The sequence below is a fragment of the Xanthomonas sp. 10-10 genome (assembly GCF_040182365.1).
GTDB lineage: Bacteria > Pseudomonadota > Gammaproteobacteria > Xanthomonadales > Xanthomonadaceae > Xanthomonas > Xanthomonas arboricola_F.
Genome location: NZ_CP144460.1, coordinates 764,520 through 779,379, shown reverse-complemented (window position 1 = coordinate 779,379; position 14,860 = coordinate 764,520). Strand labels below are relative to the sequence as shown.

The 14,860-nt window shown below is 66.7% G+C and carries 8 protein-coding genes and 1 pseudogene; 5 read left to right on the top strand and 4 right to left on the bottom strand.

What is annotated here, in order from left to right; genetic code table 11:
- The first annotated feature begins 56 nt into the window (after nucleotides 1-56).
- From VZ068_RS03320 to VZ068_RS03310, 3 genes are read left to right on the top strand one after another with little or no spacing between them, the layout of a single operon-like run.
- Nucleotides 57-383 (top strand): hypothetical protein, encoded by a 327-nt coding sequence (locus VZ068_RS03320; RefSeq protein ID WP_349656892.1) that lies wholly within the window; start codon nucleotides 57-59, stop codon nucleotides 381-383.
- Nucleotides 384-425: 42 nt separating this feature from the next.
- Nucleotides 426-944 carry a hypothetical protein gene (locus tag VZ068_RS03315; protein ID WP_259155662.1) on the top strand — a complete coding sequence of 173 codons (519 nt, stop codon included), beginning with the start codon at nucleotides 426-428 and terminating at the stop codon, nucleotides 942-944.
- Nucleotides 944-1,861 carry an SMP-30/gluconolactonase/LRE family protein gene (locus tag VZ068_RS03310; RefSeq protein WP_349656891.1) on the top strand — a complete coding sequence of 306 codons (918 nt, stop codon included), beginning with the start codon at nucleotides 944-946 and terminating at the stop codon, nucleotides 1,859-1,861. The genes VZ068_RS03315 and VZ068_RS03310 overlap by 1 nt, the downstream gene beginning before the upstream one ends.
- 223 nt (nucleotides 1,862-2,084) lie before the next feature.
- On the opposite strand, the gene VZ068_RS03305 is transcribed toward VZ068_RS03310, so the two are convergent.
- Together VZ068_RS03305 and VZ068_RS03300 are read right to left on the bottom strand one after the other, a co-directional pair.
- Nucleotides 2,085-4,526, bottom strand: coding sequence for a hypothetical protein (locus VZ068_RS03305; RefSeq protein ID WP_349656890.1), 2,442 nt, complete (start codon nucleotides 4,524-4,526; stop codon nucleotides 2,085-2,087).
- Nucleotides 4,527-5,115: 589 nt separating this feature from the next.
- Nucleotides 5,116-7,293 (bottom strand): hypothetical protein, encoded by a 2,178-nt coding sequence (locus tag VZ068_RS03300; RefSeq protein ID WP_349656889.1) that lies wholly within the window; start codon nucleotides 7,291-7,293, stop codon nucleotides 5,116-5,118.
- A 300-nt stretch (nucleotides 7,294-7,593) separates the two neighbouring features.
- On the opposite strand from VZ068_RS03300, the pseudogene VZ068_RS03295 reads away from it, so the two are divergent.
- A pseudogene (locus VZ068_RS03295) lies at nucleotides 7,594-7,766 on the top strand (propionyl-CoA--succinate CoA transferase); the annotation flags it as partial.
- 546 nt (nucleotides 7,767-8,312) lie between these two features.
- Here VZ068_RS03295 and VZ068_RS03290 read toward each other — a convergent pair.
- Complete coding sequence (locus tag VZ068_RS03290) at nucleotides 8,313-9,386, bottom strand: 3-deoxy-7-phosphoheptulonate synthase (RefSeq protein WP_349656888.1); 1,074 nt, start codon at nucleotides 9,384-9,386, stop codon at nucleotides 8,313-8,315.
- Between the two features lie 778 nt (nucleotides 9,387-10,164).
- Between VZ068_RS03290 and yjjJ the strand changes: the two genes are divergently transcribed.
- A complete protein-coding gene (gene yjjJ / locus VZ068_RS03285) occupies nucleotides 10,165-11,550 on the top strand; it encodes a type II toxin-antitoxin system HipA family toxin YjjJ (protein WP_349656887.1) in 1,386 nt (461 codons plus the stop codon).
- A 104-nt stretch (nucleotides 11,551-11,654) separates the two neighbouring features.
- Here the strand turns inward: yjjJ and VZ068_RS03280 are convergent, their stop codons facing one another.
- A complete protein-coding gene (locus tag VZ068_RS03280) occupies nucleotides 11,655-14,468 on the bottom strand; it encodes a TonB-dependent receptor (RefSeq protein WP_349656886.1) in 2,814 nt (937 codons plus the stop codon).
- Nucleotides 14,469-14,860 lie beyond the last annotated feature (392 nt).

Genomic DNA, 14,860 nt, shown 5'->3' with positions numbered 1-14,860 from the left:
GGCGCGCCCGATCTCCCGACAACCGCAGGCTGCTGCTCCCGTTTGTACGATGCGCGATGCACGCCAGGCCCCGCGAGTGGCTGTACGCCACAGCGTCGATCGCAGCCGCGATCGGGACGACGCCGTGTCTGGGCACCGGACCGCAGGCCGCAGCGCAGGCCCAGCCCGGCGTCGAAGTTGAAGCGCAGCACGCTGATGCTGGCGATGCACCCGACGCACTCGGGCAAGCGCCAACAGGTCGGCACGAGGACTGCAGGCTGTCGATCGTCAGCGGACTTTCAATCCACCGTGAGCAGGCAAACCGACAGGCGGCGCATATTGCGTGTCCGTTGCAACAGGCGCGCGATTTCCAAGCGTTGAACATCCCGCTGACGGAGCCCTGACGATGGCCGTGCTGCACTGCGGTTTTCGCACGAGGCTCCGCCATGTCACCCACGCTGCTGCCCGCCGCACTGCTGCCATCCCAGGTTGCGTTGAACAACGACGGCACCGATCTGGCGTTGCCACCCAGCCTGCCGTTCCTGCACCTGTGGACCGGGCCGGATGGCGTCAGCCAGCTCACTCCTTCGCAGTTGCCGGGTTTCGGCAGCAAGAGCGTGGGTGGCGGTGCAGCGCCACAGTGGCTGCGGCCGTTCCCGGGTGAGGTGCTTGGCATCCAGTTTGCGGTGCTGCCGGTGGGCTGGGTCGGCGACTGGCACGAGAGCCCGCATCCGCAGTGGGTGATTCCGCTGCGTGGCCGCTGGTTCATCGAAACCGGCGACGGCACGCGGGTGGAAATGGGCCCTGGCGATATCCATTTCGGCCAGGACCAGGGCACCACCGATGCGCGTGGTCACCGTTCCGGCCAGCTCGGCGATGCGCCGTGCTTTCAGATGCTGGTGCAGTTTGCGCAGTCACCCGGCGCGGCGGTGGCGCATCCGTTCGGTCACGAGGCGCCGCGTTGATGCACAGCCATTGCCGCGTGCGGCCGCCCGGCCCGCCGCAGCCAACCCGGTGCGCACCGCCGGCGACGCAGCACCCCGCCCTGGCCGCGCGGCTGGGCAACGCGCGCCTGCACACGCTGTACGACCAGGCGACCTGGAGCGAAGGCCCGGTGTGGTGGGAGGCGCAGCGCACGCTGGTGTGGAGCGACGTGGTGGGCCGCCGCGTGCTCGGGTGGCGCGAGGACGGCGCAGTGGACGTGTTGCTGGACGCCACGGCCTTTACCAACGGCAATGCGGTGGATGCGCAACAGCGGCTGGTGCATTGCGAGCATGGCCGCCGCGCGATCACCCGCAGCGATGCGGATGGACGGGCGCATCTACTGGTCGGCCGCTTCCAGGGCAAGCGGCTGAATTCGCCGAACGATCTGATCGTCGCGCGCGATGGCGCGATCTGGTTCACCGACCCACCGTTTGGCCTGCTCAAGCCCAGCCAGGGCTGCCCCGGCCCGCAGGAGCTGGGCCATCACGGCCTCTACCGGCTGCCGCCCGATGGTGGCGCGCTGCATTGCATGGCCCGGCTGGATCACCCCAATGGGCTGGCGTTTTCGCCCGACGAACGCGTGCTGTACGTGTCGCAAACCCCGGAAACCGGCTCTGGCGAGCAGGAGATCATTGCAATGGACTGGCGCGATGGTGCACTGCACGATCCACGCCGCTTTGCAGTGGTGCCCGAGGGCCTGCCAGATGGCCTGTGCGTAGACCGGCAAGGCTGGCTATGGAGCAGTTCCGGCGCCGGCGTGTGCGTCTTCGATCCGGAGGGCCGCCTGCTGGGGCTGGTGCCGACCCCGCATACCGCATCCAATTGCAGCTTCGACCAGGATCACCAGCGCCTGTTCATCACCGGCGGCAGCGCGCTGTGGCTGCTGGAACTGGCATAAATCCACGGGTTTGCGGGGCTGCACATGCTTGACCGGCCAAACGTCAGGCGATAAAAAAGCCCGCTTGCAGCGAACTGCCAGCGGGCTTTGCTCCCTCCCCCACGTCGGGATGCAGGAGCATAGTGCGCGCCCCGAATCCGACTTGCACGCTGCACTGCAAAACAACACCAGACGGTACAGAACTGGTCCAGTTTTCTTCACGCAGCGCTGGCGTGGACGGCGCTCAGCGGATCAGGTCCGGCTGCGCCCGATACCACTCCGGCGCGCGCCGCAGGTGCCACTCAGGGCTGTCGTTGCGCAGGCCGATCGCCGCACTCAAGACACCCCAGCGTGCGAGCAGGCTGCCGCTGCGCTGCGTGCCCTGCAGGCGCAATCGCGCATCGATCTGAAAACGCTCGTTGCTTGCCTGCAGTCGATCGACGATGACGGTGTTGCCCTGCCACTGCACACGGCCGGTCACCTGCGCCTGCCCTGCATCCACCAGGCGCAGCATCCAGTCGGGAATGGAGCGATCGCGCGCGTACAGCGCCATCAGGAACGCCAGGTCGCGCACCTGGATGCGCACGCGCCCATCCACGCCGATCGGCTGACGCCACTGCATACGGGTGTCGTCCAGCACGATGCGCGCCCACCAGCCATCGCGGCGTTGGCCGTCCGGACCGGTGAAACCCACATTGCGCAGCTGCACCGTGCTTGCGTCGAGGCGAAAGTTTTCTGCGCGCAGATCGCCACGTTGCAGACGCAGATCGGCATCCACGTTGCCGCGCAACGCGAGCCCTGCGAACTGCAGGCGCGCCGCGCGCGCACCGATACGCAAGCCGCCCTTGCCGATACGCCCGCCGGGTTCGATCTGCAGATCGCCGCTGAGCACACCGCTGCCGCCATCGAACCGCAGCTGCTGTTGCGGCAGATAGCGGTTGTACGCGCGCAGGTCCGGCACACGCGCGTTGGCGAAGGTCAGATGCGCCCGCGTGGCATCGCGCAAGGTGGTGAGGTTGCGTGCGTCGGCGCGCGTCTGCAGATCCAGGCGCAGATCGCGGCCTTGCACGAACGGACGCGTGGGCGCGTCGCTGTGCGCGATCGAAAACTGCTGCATCTGCAGTGCAAGCGCGGGCAGCAGCTGACCGTCTGCGTCGGCGTCTACGCGCAGATCGGCACTGGCCTGACCGTCGATGGCGTGCCCCATCACGCCGACATGCGCGCGCACATGCGGCACCTGTAGACGGCTGCCTGCACCGAGCTGGCCGCGCGTAATGCGCAGGTCCGCATCGACCAGGCCATCGCCGTCCAGGGTGAGCCAGTCGACATCCGGAAACAGCGCAGGAATCCAGCTGAGCGAGGCCAGTTGCCAATGCAGCCTTGCATGCCCGGAGGTGCGCGGTAGCAGGTGGCGCAGCGATGTCAGCGGCAACTGCCGGCCCTGCACGCGCAGGTCGGCGTCCAGTGTCAGCCCCGCATCGGCAGGCTCGGGCATGCTCACGGTCAGACGCATGTTGTCGTCCACCTGCAACTGCGCCGCCACCTCGCCCAGCAACGCGGCAGGCGTGCGCGTGCTGTCGTGCAGGGGCGCGCGCCAGTGCAGCTGGCTGCCGGGTTGCAATGCACCGCGCGTCCAGCGCAACTCGCCATCTGCGCGCCCCTTGCCCGGCCGCGTGACCACCGTGTGCCGGCCCTGCGCAGTGCGGGTAACGTCCAGCGCCGCAGTGTCGCCGTGTAGGGCCACCAGCGCATCGGTCAGCTGCAGCAGGGCCAGCCCGCGCGCCTGGTCGGGGACATGCCGCGCAATGCTCGCTTCCAGGCGCAGCTGCCCGTTGCGCAGCACCTCGCTCTTGCCCCAGTGCACGCGCGCGTTGTCGAACGCGGCGTGCGACGGAAACAGCTCCATCGGCCCGCCACGCAACTGCTTGAACAGGCCGAGCTGCAACTGGCCGTCACCTTCGATCCGCAGTTGACGCAGCGACAGCGCGTGGACCTGCGCGGCCTCGATGCGGTCGAACTGCAGTGTCCAGGCGGGTGTGGCAGGTGTTGGGTTTGCAGGGGTATTGGCGGCTGGCGGATCGCGTGCCTGATCTGACGACGATGTTGGTGTTGGTGTTGCTGTTGGCTTCGCACGTTCTGCGGCTGCCGCTGTTGGTGCTGTGGAAGGCGCAGCTGTCGCGCGCGTTGCATGCGCTGCGACTTGTTCGCTTGGATCGGTTGCGGGTGCAGGCGATGTTGCGCCCGGCGTAGTGGTTGCAGGCTGCGCACCGACCACGGCAGCGGCGGGAGGCGTGGCCACGGCATCCGCCATGGAGGTTGCCGACTGCAGACCGGCACGCACACCGTACACCTGCAGTTCCGGCACCAGCAGTTGCCGATGCAGCAAGGGCAACATCCGTATCTGCCCGCTCATGCGCTGCGCGCTGACGTTCCAGCGGTTGCGCGTGGAGCGGCCGTGCAGGTCGACATTCCACAACATCACCCGTCCCGGCCACCAGGTCAGCCCGGGGCCCCACTGCATGGCGAAGGTGTCCGGCTTGCGGTTGAGCGCTGCCGGCCCCAGCGGGGTGTTGAGCAGCAGATTGCCGAGCAGCAGGTAGCCGACATACAGCGCGATCACTGCCGCTAATGGCCAACGCAGCGTGCGAGGCAATGCGCGCCAACGGGCGCGAACGGGCATCGTCATGACGGCAGGCTCCTTCAGGGACCGCGCAGGCGGCGCGGCGCAGTGTGCCAAGCGGGCCGTGAGCGCGGTGCGTATCGAGGCATGTTGCCGTGCAATGCGAGGGGCGAAGGCGCTGACGTCCGCGCGGCGTGGCACGTGGCGGGGATGCCAGGGGCCGAACGCTCCACGCCATGCCTCGGCATGGCAAGCGGATGATTTAGAGCGGCTACGAAAACGTAGCGAACGGTGGTCATGTGGGTGTGGACGGTGCGCTCAGCATCGGAGTGCGCGTGGTAGATGCCGCACCGAGCACCGCCTGCGCCCACCTCGCGGTGGGCACAGGCTTTTTGTCAGCTGCTCTTGGCAGGTTGCCAGCACGTACCGGGCAGTGGTCTGTTGGAGATGCACGGCGCACGGCGGATGCAGTGGGTGCGTGGGGCCATGCCGATTCCGCACACTGGCCGCGCCCGTCGGCGGCTGTGCGATGGTTTTGTCAGCCGCTTCCGGCCATCTGATGCATCTGCAGCGCCGCCCGCAACCCGCGTCGACACTGCATCGCACCGATTCGCGTCTCATCCATCACCGCGCCCGCCACGAACCCACCAAGCGCTTAGTTGCGCTTGGACACCGGCGGCAGCAGACCCGGCTGCTCGTCGTACCACTCGCGTGCGCCGGCAAGATGCCACTGGCGCTGTTTGCCATCGATTTCGATGCCGGCGCCGAGCACGCCCCAGCGCAGATACAGGTTGCCACGGCGCGCGTCGTCGTCCAGGGCCAGACGCGCGCGCAACGACAGACGTGCATTTTCCGCCTGCAGGTCGTCGACCGTCAGCTGTTGCTTGCGCCAGCGCACCCGCCCGGTGGCATCGAGCTCGCCCGAATCCAGCAGGCCCACCACCCAGCGCGGATAGTCGGCCCGCTGTGCGAACACCGACAGCAACGGCGCGGCATCGCGCATGCGCAGCGCGGCGTCGGCATCCAGCTGGAACGGCGCACTGGCCTGGATGGTGCCGGCCCCGACCTGCAGCTCGCCCCACCAATTGGCGTCGGCAGTGTCATCGCCCACGCGCATGTTGCGCAAACGCACGCGTGTGCCGCTGAGGTCGAAGAACTTGGTCTTGAAGTCGGCGCGTTGCAGCTGCGCCTGCAATTCGGCATCGCCGCGCATCTGCATCCCGGCCAGCGCCAGATGCGCGCCCTGCCCACGCAGATGCGCATGCCCGCTGCCGACATCGCCGGAGGCGTTGAGCGCGACATCGCCGGTCAGGCTGCCGCTGCCGCCGAGCAGGCGTACCGCTTTGCCGGAGAGATAGCGGTTGTAGACCGTCAGGTCGGGCACCTTCGCATCGCTGAAACGCAGCTGCGCCTTGAGCGTGTCGCGCAGGCGCGCCAGTTCGGCATCGCCATGCATGGCCAGCTGCAGGTCGCGGCCATCCAGCAGGATCTGCCTCGGCGCATCGCGCGGTGCGGCGCGGAACGTGGGAATGCTCACATCCAGATGCGCCTGCGGGGTGGCGGCATCGTCGATGCGACCGCGCGCCCTGGCGATGCCGGTCAGGCGCGTGTCGAACACCTGTGCCGCCGCCTCCACGCGCGGGATCTCCAGGCTGCTGCCGCTGGTGAGCCGGCCTTGCGCCAGGCGTAGATCGGCCTCCACCAGGCCACCGCCTTCCAGCTGAAACCACGGCTTGCGCACGAACAGCTCGGCGATCCAGTTCAAGGATTCGAACTTCCAGCGCCCCTGCACCTGGCCCGACAACCGCGGCAGGAGCTGCGCCGGCTCCTGGAAGGGAATGCTGCGGCCGGCAACGCGCAGATCGGCGTGCAGTTCGCTGCCGGTGTCTGCATCGCGCGGCAACCGCGCCTGTACGCGGATGTCCTGCGCCACATCCAGCTGCAGCGCCAGCATGCCGCGGTCGGTGGCGCCGACACCGGCCATCAATGGCAGCCGCCACACCGCATGGCTGCCCGGCTGCAGTGCGCCGCGATCCAGTGTGATGTCGGCCTCCACACGCGCCGCAGATGGACCGCTGCGGATATCCACGTGCGGCGCCCCGGTATCGATCTTCAACGCCACCGTACCGGCCTTCAACTGCAGCCGCGCATGGGTGATGCCGAGCTTGCGCAGGCCGGGCGCTTCATCGCGGTAGTGGCGCGGAAACTGGAACTGCGCATCCAGCTGCGCGCCATTGAAGACCTGCACGCCATCGAAGCTGACCACCGCATCGCGGAAGCCCGCCTCGGACGCAAACAGCTCCGATGGCCCGCCCTTGAGCTGTTTCAGAAAGCCCACCGTGCCGTGGCCGTTGCCGGCGATCAGCAGTTTGCCCAGCCGCGCACTGCGGATGCTGTTGCTGCTGATCGCATCGAAGCGCAGCGTCCAGCCCTGATCGCCGCGTGGTGGTGGCGGAATGGGGGTGTCGGAGGTTTCCACTTCCGCGCTCAGGCCGGTGGCGTGCAGCCACGGCAGACGGACCTCGCGCCGAAACAAGGCCAGCAACGCGACGCGCGCATGCGCACGATCGGCGTGGAAGACATACACGGTGCGGTTGGCCTGCCCGCGCATGCGCACGTTCCAGGCCATCACCTCGCCCGGGAACAGCGTCAGCGCCGGGCCGGTCTGCATGGTGAACTTGTGCGGCTGCCGGTTGGTGGTGGCGTCGAACAACGGCGTGTTGAGGAACACATTGCCGGCAACCAGGTACAGCGCGTACAGCGCCAACAGCACAAGCACCGCAAGCCGCCACGGCCGGGGCCAGCGCTGAAAGCGTTCGCGAAGAGAGGGCATGGGCGCAAGCAGAGAAGAGTCTGCCGTCACTATCGCGGGTGCGCCGACGGCGAGGCGTGAACGCTGAGCGCGCGCGATACCGTGGAGGCGTTGTCAGGTGCACGATGGAGCGCGCGCAGCAGCATCTGCGCCTGCTCCCAGGCAGGGGGAGTGCCGGCCGTGTTCGGCTGGCGATGTACGCCGTGCTTCCCGGCGGTATGGTCAATGGACGTGGACGCCGCTGCCCGTTGCAGCAAGGTCGCCTGCGGCAAGATGCCGGGCGCGGCCATGGTGGGCGTGCCGGTTTCCGCTATGCCCGGCATGTCCAGCCTCCCCATCCTGCAGGCGCCGCTGCGCGAAAGACAGGTGTCTGCGCCGGCGGAGCAGCCACGCCGACTCAACCGGGCCAGACCGTGGCGATGAGTGGCTTCACCGGCCCGGGCGCCCCCGAGGCGATGGCGATGGCGATGCGTATCGAACCGGCGCACCTGCGCAAGCTGCTGGCTACGTTGTCACGCATGCGGCGATCTCCGCAGTGCAGCACCGCTGCGGCGTCGATTAACTCTTTCGAAACTTCATGTCTGCCGACGCCACGCAGCGACATGCGGGGGCCATGCGCGCGGGGGATAACGTTCCTACTCGCTCGCCGGCGGTGCGCAACGACTCTCCCTCCTGGCCGCCACAGCGACGAGTCACCAGTGGGTGGTGTTGTTCAATCCGCCGGACCGGCTCCCTGCGCCGGTCCGGCGTTTTTTTTGGCCGCTGGTGTGGCCGTTCAGGCGTTGGAGGATGGTGCTCCGCCGCACCATCGCCCCAGCCCTTTCCCACAGGCACAGGGGTTTTCGTTTCGCCAAAGAAAGACGCTTCACGATGGCGAGGCGGGCTGCCTTCATTCCGTCAGGAGCAGCAGCGCTCCTGACCTTCTCCCACCGGAGAAGTGGCGCATCGCGCCGAAAGGATTCGGGCGACGCCTGGTGCCGCATCCGCAAGCCGCCCGACGCGCAATCCTGCCATCGGCCCGACAATGCCACCTCCCGGGCTCATGCAGCCTCGGCAACCCGCCGCGCACGACGTGCACGCACCGCTGTCGCCAGACGCTCCAGCACCTGCACCGAAGCGTCCCAATCCAGGCAGCCGTCGGTGATGCTCTGGCCGTAGATCAGCTCGCAACCGGGCACCAGCTCCTGGCGGCCGCCGACCAGGTGGCTCTCCACCATGACGCCGACGATGCGCGTCTCGCCACCTTCCAGCTGCGTGGCGATGTCGTCGATGACCTTGGGCTGGTTGTCGGGATTCTTGCCGCTGTTGGCATGGCTGGCATCGATCATCAGGCGTGCCGGCAAGCCGGATTTATTCAGCACCTGGCTGGCCGCTTCCACACTGGCCGCATCGAAGTTGGGCACCTTGCCGCCGCGCAGGATCACATGGCAATCCGGATTGCCCGCAGTGGCAGCCACCGCGGTCTGGCCATCCTTGGTCACGGCCAGGAAATGGTGCGGATGCGAGGCCGCACCCACCGCGTCCACCGCAATCTTGACGTCGCCACCGGTGCCGTTCTTGAAGCCCACCGGGCACGACAGGCCCGAGGCCATTTCGCGATGCACCTGGCTTTCGGTGGTGCGTGCGCCGATCGCGCCCCAGGCCACCAGGTCGGCGATGTACTGCGGCGAGATGATGTCGAGAAATTCCACACCCGCCGGCAGGCCGAGGTTGTTGATGTCGCGCAGCAGGCCGCGCGCCACCCGCAGCCCCTTGTTGATCTGGAAGCTGCCATCCAGGTCCGGATCGTTGATCAGGCCCTTCCAGCCGATGGTGGTACGCGGCTTTTCGAAGTACACCCGCATCACGATCTCCAGCGCGTCGCCGAACTGCTCGCGCAATGGGCGCAGCCGCTGCGCATACTCCATCGCCGCGACCGGGTCGTGGATCGAGCAGGGCCCGATCACCACCGCCAGGCGGTCGTCGCGCCCATGCAGGATGGCGTGCAGGGCGGCGCGCGAGTTGGTCACGGTTTCGGAGGCGCGCTCGTCGCAGGGCAGCAGCGACAGCAGCTGCGAAGGCGGTGCGAGGGCTTCGATCTTGCGGATACGCAGGTCATCGGTCACGGGCGGCATAACGTTGTCTCGGGTCGGCAGTGCATAGGGAAGCCAGGCAAGGCGGCAACAAAAAAAGCCGCCAGTGTGCGCTGGCGGCTTTTCGGGAATGCTGCTGAAGATTTCTTCAGGGTGAGCGCAATCCGTCCTCCGCCAGCGGCATCGGAAAACCGTAGTACCAAAAATAAAACTGGCTGCGGGGTGCGTTCATGGGATGCATTGATACCACGCGTATTTGCGCGTTGCCACTGTTTCATCGGCAACGGACCATGCGCGTGGAAGCAATCGTCGGGTGGAGCGGCAAGCAGTCGTACGCATGGCAGCAACGATTGATCAGGGCAACGGGTCGCAATCCGATCGATGCTGACGTGCCGACTCCCTTACCTGCAGCAGCAGTGTTACGGAGTGTTGCCGCGCGTGCCCGGCGCGGTGCGATCAAGGCGCTGGCGTGGAGGTCTACCCGCCTGAAAGCGAATGCAATAGGTACAGGGCGCGCCTCACCTCGGCACACCATGCGGTGTTTCAGGCCCGCTCTTGGCGACAAGCGGATGCGCGCACCGCGTCCGGGCGTTGTGACATGAACGATGCCGCACTGCGACGCTCGTCGTTTCTTGAGCGCCGCTGGGGCCGTCCCGCTCTGTGCAGGATTGCGCTCCGGACACTCTCCGGTCCAGGAACACCGAAAGTATCGTTTCACCACCAATGCCTGATTTCTCTCTGAATTGTGAAATATCCCATACAAGTCATATACTTGTTACGCGATCAAACCTGATATATCGTTTCATTAATCGTTTCACTCGTGATTTGCATGCCCCAGCCCGAAGCAGTAGAACGCCTGGTCACCACGCTGCGCGTCAACGGCCCGTTGCGCGGCGCCGATCTTGCCGCGCGATTGGGCGTGAGCAAGGCAACCCTTTCTCGCCTGGTTGCCGCCGCAGGAACTGCGGTGCGGCGCTACGGCAGCGCACGCGCCACCAGTTATGCCGCCGCGGGCGAGGTGCGGGGCGCGCGCGCCTGGCCGCTCTACCGCATCGACAGCCATGCCCGCGTTGTGGCGCTGGGCCAGCTGCATGCACTCCATCACGACCACTTCTTCGTGGAGCTGCTGCAGGAAAACCCGGTGCTCCTGCATCCGCCGATGCAGCTGGGCGTGTTCGAGTCGCTGCCCTGGTTTCTGGATGACCAACGCCCGCAGGGATTTCTGGGGCGCAATCTGGCACGCCGCGTCTCCGGGTCGTTGCGGCTACCTGAAAATCTCATGCTGTGGTCGCCCGGTGACACACTCGTCGCGCTGCTGTCCGATGGTCACGACCAGCTCGGCGACCTGCTCGTGGGCGAGCATGCGCTGGCTCGCGCGCTGTCGTCGATCGACCAGCCTGAGTGCATCGACATCGAGGCGCGCCTGCACGCATATCTCCAGCATGCCGATGCCGCCCTGCGCGGCGAGGACGTCGGCTCGTCCGCTGCAGGCGAGCAACCGAAGTTCACTGCCGTGCTGCGCGAACATGGCGTGTATCGTCCGGTCATCGTGAAGTTCTCCGACCGGATCGATCAGCCGGCCGGGCGGCGCTGGGCGGACCTGCTGCAGATGGAGCACCTTGCGAGCAACGTGCTACTTGCCGGTGGCATCGCAGCCGCAACGACGCAGCGGCTGCAGGCCGGCGAGCGCGTCTTTCTCGAATCCACGCGCTTCGATCGCACTCCGACGCTGGGCCGCCACGGTTTTGTCTCGTTGATGGCGATCTTTACCGCGTTCTATGGGCAGTCGGAGGTCGGCACGTGGCGCGCGCTTGCGCCACTGCTCAAGCGCGATGGTTGGCTGAGTGCGGACGATGCAGAGCGTCTTGAGGTGATCAGCTGGTTCGGCGTGCTCATCGGCAACACTGACATGCATCTGGGCAATGCAGCGCTGATTCTTGCCGACACCTTGCCGCTGCGGCTTGCGCCGGTGTACGACATGTTGCCGATGGCGCTGCGGCCGGCATCCAGTGGCGAAATCGTGCCACGGGATATCGAGATTCCACCACCCACGGTCGGTCAATTCGCACAATGGCGACGCGCCGCGGAGATGGCCGAACAGTTCTGGCAGCGGTCCATCGACGACGCGGCCTTGAGCGATCCGATGCGCGGCATCGCCACGCGGGCGTTGGCAAGCTTGCGCCGAACCGCATCGCGTCTTGCCTGACATCGCGTCTTGGCTGGTGTTACGCCGCGCCTATATGTGTCACCGCAACACCCCACTGCACGCCACGGCGATGAGGCCATGGCGTGCAGTGGGGCAAACGTCACTCAAAACGTAAACACATACTCCGCCGCCACTTCGCGGCCGATCGGGTTGAACAAGGTGGTGTTGTAGAACCCGTAGCCGTAGAAGCGCTCCTTGTTCTCGTAGCCCACTTCGTTGAACACATTGTTGACGTAGAAGTTGACCTTGGCGTGGTCGGTGATCTTGTAGCCGGTGCTCAGGTTCCAGTAGATCGCCGGGCCCACGCGGCCGAAATAGCGCTTGCTGGTCTGGCCCAGATTCACGTTGCCGGTGTCGGTGACCAGGCATTCGTCCGAAGCGCTGGGCTGGTAGCCGTCGTCGAAGCGGGCGCAGGTGCCCCAGTTGACCGCGCGCATCGAGCCGAGCCGGCGGAAGTACACCGTCCAGTCCCAGGCGCCGCCGTTGTCCCAGTGCACGCTGCCGCGCACGCGGCTGCGCACGCGTTCGTCGCGGCGGTTCTCGTCGCTGTCGGTGCGGTAGATCTGTTCGCGGTAGGCGATCAGGGTGTTGTAATCCAGCGACAGCTGGAAGTTGCCCCAGCCGGCGGTGGCAAGGCGATACTTCAGCGAGGCATCGATGCCGGAGGTTTCCATCTGCGCCAGGTTGATCGGGCCGCGCTCGATGCTGGCGATGGTGCCATCGGCATTGCGCACCACGCGCGAGGTGATGGTGTCGCAATACCCCGCACCGCCTGGATTGTTCCAGGCACCGCCGCTGATGGTGGTGCCGGTGCGGCAGCCGGCTTCGGCCGACAGGATCTCGTCGCGGTCCAGATCCTTGATCATTTCCTCCAGCTGGATGCGGTAGTAATCCACGCTCAGCGACAGCCCTTGCGCGATGTCCCACACCACCCCGCCAGTGAATGAGCGGCCGGTTTCCGAGCGAAGATCCGGGGTGCCGCGCCGATTCACATCCACGGTGTAATAGATGTTGTTGTTTTCGTCGTTGCAGCCGCCGGTTTGATACGCGCCAGAGGTGATGCAGCGGTACTGGTCGATCACGGTCTGGTTGGTGGAGCTGGGTTCGCCGAGCACGTAGTGCATGTCCGGCGCGCGGAAGCTGGTGGCCAGCGTGCTGCGCAACAACAGGCTCTCGACCGGGCGCCATTCCAGACCCGCGCTCCAGGTGGTATCGCTTTGCGTGCCGACATCGGTCGCAATCGCGGCCGAAGAGCGGTAATTGCCGTAGCGATCGTAGCGGCCGGCGACATTGGCGCTCAACGTCGAAAGCAACGGGATCTGGAATTCAAGACCGGCCGAGCTGCGCAGGCGTTCGCCGCCGCCGCTGTCGACCACGTCCACTGGGTAGCACTCGTTGGCGCACGGGTCCGGCGACAGTTGATAACCCTGCTTGGCCACTTCGGCCACGGTGGCGAAACGGATCGGCCCGGCCCAGCCCTGCACCAGATCGCCGCTGAGGCTGAAACTGGCCTGATTCACCCACGAATACGCCGAGTTATGCGATTTGGCGACCAGCTGGTCGTACTGGTTCGACGACAGCGGCGCATACAGCCGTGCTTCGTTGATCGCATAAATCGGCGAGCCATCGGCGGCGGTGCCGGTGGGGCTGCCGAGGAAGTACTCGGTGGCGCGCGCGGTATCCACGGTGCGGATGTATTCGTCCACGGTGTAGCGCGAGCGGCCCACGCTCAGCTCCCAATCGAAGCGATCGGCCCAGACTCCACGCAAGCCGGCGCTCAGATCCCAGGACTGCTCCTTGTTGTAGTTGGCCAGCCGGTCCCAGCCGCCGGCTTCGCGCCGGGTGAGCTGACGGATCAGGTTCAACGAGCGTCCGGTGGCCGCGTCCTGGAACGGGCCCAGGTAGGCGTACGGCGGGTCGTAGGTCCAGCGCCCGATGCTGCGGTTGGCCGACAGCGTGGCCCAGGCCTCGGTGGCCTCGCCGAACTTCCAGGTGCCGTAGAGATACGCCGAATAATCTTCGCTGCCGGTGACCAGGCCCCAATCGCCGTAATCGCGCGCCACGCCGCAATAGTCGCCGGCATTGGTCAGCGCGCCGCTGTTCTGGTCGTAGCTCAGCCGCGGCGCATCGACGAACTCGCCGCCGAAGCGCGCGCAGGTGCCCGCAGGCGGCGCCAGACGTTCATTGGTGTTGGCATCGACCAGGCTCAGGCCGGTGAACGGGTTGAAGCCGTACAGGCGGTTCTGGCCGGTCCAGTTGGAATAGGACATGTCGTCCGAGTCGTCCATCTGCGGGCGATCGCGGCCGCTCAAGGGGTCGCGCCGGGTGGCCTGCAGGGCGTAGGTCACGCTCCAGTTTTCGCCAGTGCGCCCGCCCGCCCACGACACATCGAAACTGTCGCGACCACCTTCGGTGGCGGTGCCGCCACGCAGGCGCAGCTGGTCGCCCTGATAGTCGCGTTTGAGGATCACGTTGACCACGCCGGCCACCGCGTCCGAGCCATAGATCGCCGAGGCGCCGCCGGTGAGGATCTCGATGCGCTCCACCGCCGCAGACGGGATGTTGCTGTAGTTGGAAAAGTTGCTTTCGCCGCCGTACGGCAGCGGGTAATCGGCCACGCGGTGGCCGTTGACCAGCAGCAGGGTGCGCCCGGGCCCCAGGTCGCGCAGATTGATCGGCGAGGCATTGGGCGTGTGCGAGCCCCACTGTGTATCGGCTTCCACCGAGCCCTGCTGGTTCATGCTGTTGAGCACGTCGTAGACGGTGGCAAAGCCCTCCTGCTGGATCTGCTGCGCGGAGATGGTGACCACCGGCTGCGCGCCTTCGACCTGCGCGCGCTTGATGCGCGAGCCGGTGACGCTGACCGCATCCAGGGTGGAGGTGGCGCGCGGTGTGTCCGGCTCGGTTTGCTGGGCCATGAGCGGCGGCGCAGCGGCGGCCGTCAGTGCAAGGGACACGGAAATCGACAAGGCAAGACGATGACTGCGGCAGTTCATAAGATCCCCGGGAGAAGCCGGACGCGGCCGGCGTGGCAGTGCACTGCAACGACGTCTGCCAGCGATGCACGCACCGCCGCCCCTTGTCCGATGGCCCCCCGACCACGCGGCGCAAACGCCTGCCCAGCGACGCTAGAACTGCGATGACATCGGTGTCAACACCTTGTCATGCAAGTGTGATTGACGTCGCGATCTGCGTGGTTTTGCGATGTCGCACACGGTTGGGGCCGCGAGCCGGTTGCGCGGGCGCCGCATCGACCCTGCGTAGGAGCGCACCCGGGCGCGACCAGAGCGTTATCGGTGACGCCTCTTCG

Bases quoted from the DNA above. Each gene is read 5' to 3' on its own strand.
- VZ068_RS03320 (WP_349656892.1), top strand. From the start codon at position 57: ATGCACGCCAGGCCCCGCGAGTGGCTGTACGCCACAGCGTCGATCGCA.
- VZ068_RS03315 (WP_259155662.1), top strand. From the start codon at position 426: ATGTCACCCACGCTGCTGCCCGCCGCACTGCTGCCATCCCAGGTTGCG.
- VZ068_RS03310 (WP_349656891.1), top strand. From the start codon at position 944: ATGCACAGCCATTGCCGCGTGCGGCCGCCCGGCCCGCCGCAGCCAACC.
- VZ068_RS03305 (WP_349656890.1), bottom strand. From the start codon at position 4,526: ATGACGATGCCCGTTCGCGCCCGTTGGCGCGCATTGCCTCGCACGCTG.
- VZ068_RS03300 (WP_349656889.1), bottom strand. From the start codon at position 7,293: ATGCCCTCTCTTCGCGAACGCTTTCAGCGCTGGCCCCGGCCGTGGCGG.
- VZ068_RS03290 (WP_349656888.1), bottom strand. From the start codon at position 9,386: ATGCCGCCCGTGACCGATGACCTGCGTATCCGCAAGATCGAAGCCCTC.
- VZ068_RS03280 (WP_349656886.1), bottom strand. From the start codon at position 14,468: ATGGCCCAGCAAACCGAGCCGGACACACCGCGCGCCACCTCCACCCTG.